Source organism: Phaeovulum sp. (genome assembly GCF_041596715.1).
In the GTDB taxonomy this organism is placed as follows: domain Bacteria; phylum Pseudomonadota; class Alphaproteobacteria; order Rhodobacterales; family Rhodobacteraceae; genus UBA6213.
The window spans coordinates 1-2,391 of record NZ_JBFHIA010000344.1; the positions used below are offsets into that span (position 1 = coordinate 1).

Sequence of the window (2,391 nt, forward strand, 5' to 3'; positions counted from 1 at the left end):
GCAGATGCGCGGCTGTTTGGCCTGCCGGGCCCCGCAGACCCCTTCGCCGTGGCCGAAGCGATGCGCGCGCCGATAGCGGCGCATTTGGCGCAAGGTGGCAGGCTACACCAGATCAGCCGTCACATGCTTGGCCTGTTTCACGGCCGCCCCGGCGCGCGAGGCTGGCGCCGCGCGCTTAGTGAGGGGGCCTGTACCGCCGGTGCAGGGCTTGCACTTTATGACGCGGCACTTGCCGAGGTGGCGCGCGCCTGACCCGGCGCGCGCCCTAGCACCTTAGTCGATCACCACGCGCGTCTCGCTCATTTCGCGCAGCGCGATGCGCACGCCTTCGCGGCCAAGTCCCGAGCCTTTGATGCCGCCGAATGGCACATGTTCTGCCCGGAAATCGGGGCCTTCGTTGACCATCACCCCCCCGACCTGCAACCTGCGCGTCAAATGGCGGATCGCGGCGTGGTCGTTGGTGAAGATCCCGGCTTGCAGCCCAAACTCGGTGCTGTTTACCTCGGCAATGACCGCATCGAGGCTGTCAAAGCGGCGCAGCGCCAGCACCGGGCCGAAAGTTTCGCTTGCCCAAAGCCGCGCGGTTGGCGGCACGGCCTCTATCACCGTTGGGGCAAACAACGTGCCTTCTGCCGTACCGCCAGCCAATAGCCGCGCACCCCCGGCCTCTGCCTCGCGCAGCCGTGCGGCAAGGTCCGTGGCGGCGGCCATATCGATCAGCGTGCCCATTTGCGTGTCATCGCGCGCGGGGTCGCCGTAGCGATGATCCGCGACCAGTGCCAGCAACTGCTGGGAAAAAGCATCTGCCACCGCGCTATGGACATAGAGTTTTTTCACCGCGGCACAGCTTTGCCCAGCAATTTCGAAACGGTGGCCGATGGCGGTGGCGGCGGCCGCGGCAAGGTCTGCGTCGGGCAGCACGATCAGCGGGTCGTTGCCGCCCAGTTCCATCAGACAACGCACCAGCCCGCTTGCACGTTTCAGCGCAAGCCCGGCTTCAGGCCCCCCGGTGAAGCTGAGCAGATCAATCGGCGCGCGCGCCAGCGACATTGCAGGCATCGCGCCGCCGTGCACGATTTGCACCAGATCAGTTGGAAAGCCCGCCTCCTCGGCCAGCTTTATCAAATAGTCGGCGGCCAGCGGTGCCTTGGGCGAAGGTTTGGCCACCACGGCATTGCCCGCAGCAATTGCCGGGCCAAGTTTGTGGCACAGAAGGTTCAGCGGATAGTTGAAAGGTGTGATCGCCGCGACAACGCCGGTTGGCACATAGCTTACCACCGCCTGCCGGTCTTTGCCGCCTGCCACCACGGCGCAGTGCAGCACTTCGCCGTCAAGGAACGTTGCGGCATCGCCCGAAAGGCGCAGTGTGTTCTGCGCACGCCGCGCTTCGCCGCGGGCCTCGGTGATGGTTTTGCCTACCTCTGCGCAGATGATCTGCGCCAGCACCTCGGCATCGCGCTCGATCAGGTCGGCAAGGCGGTTAAGCAGTGCGCGCCGCTCGTGCGGGGTAGAGTTGCGGAATGCGGCGGCGGAGCTGCGGGCGCGGGCAACGACCGCAAGCACTTCGGCCTCGTCGGCTTCGGGCAACTCGGCCAGCATTGCGCCGCTAAACGGGTTGGTCACGGCAAATCGAGCAGCGCGCGCGCGGCGCGCGGCGGGGATGGCAAGGGTCATTCGGTCTCTCCTGAAGTCAAATCGGGGGCGGCGAGCAGATCGGCTACCGAGATCGGCCGGGCGGGCCAGCGTGGCTGGCCAAGCCTGCGCCGTGGTGCATCGCCAAGGTTTCCGTCAACGATCCGCGCCACCCACTCGGTGCAGAAACGGCCTTGGCAGGCACCCATGCCGAAACGCCCATCAAGGCGCAGTTGGCGGGTTGACGGGGCGGGGCCAAGCGCCTTGAGCTCGGCCAAGGTGCGCGCCTCGCAGCGGCAGATCACGGTGTCGTCCGGCAGATCGGCCAGCTTTGCCGCGCCCTTGTGTGCGTAGATGCGCGCAAGCCGTGCCTGCGCTGCCGCTTCGCGCGCCAAAGCCTCTGCGCCGAGTGGTGGCGTGGTGCCGGTCAGCCGCGCGGCCAAGGCCCGCCCGCCCGCGCGTCCATCGGCCAAAGCGGCTGCCGCACCAAGTGCTTCGCGGCAATCGCCCAAGCGGAGCACCGGAAGCGCCACGCAGTCGGTCAGCCCCGCGTCGTTGGGGCGGATACCATCGTGCAGGCCGATATGCTCGGCTGCAAAGCGGCGCATACCGCGCCGTGTTTCAACCTCGGCCACCAACGCGCCCGCCTCGGGGGCGATGCGCAAAAGATGCGCGCCGGTCAGAATCGGCACCCGCGCCACGCGCAGCCGCGTCAGATGACGCGCGGCCTCGACCATGTAGCTGATTGGCAGGCGGAGC

The 2,391-nt window shown here is 67.5% G+C and carries 1 protein-coding gene and 2 pseudogenes; 1 reads left to right on the forward strand and 2 read right to left on the reverse strand.

Annotation, left to right across the window (positions count from 1 at the left end; all coding sequences use genetic code 11):
• A pseudogene (locus ABY403_RS15750) lies at positions 1 to 252 on the forward strand (tRNA dihydrouridine(20/20a) synthase DusA); the annotation flags it as partial.
• Positions 253 to 273: 21 nt separating this feature from the next.
• Here the strand turns inward: ABY403_RS15750 and ABY403_RS15755 are convergent.
• Entirely contained in the window at positions 274 to 1,674 is a 1,401-nt protein-coding gene (locus ABY403_RS15755; RefSeq protein ID WP_372841764.1) for an aldehyde dehydrogenase family protein, read from the reverse strand.
• Positions 1,671 to 2,391 (reverse strand): annotated as a pseudogene (locus ABY403_RS15760) (oxidase); the annotation flags it as partial. The gene ABY403_RS15755 and the pseudogene ABY403_RS15760, both read right to left, overlap by 4 nt.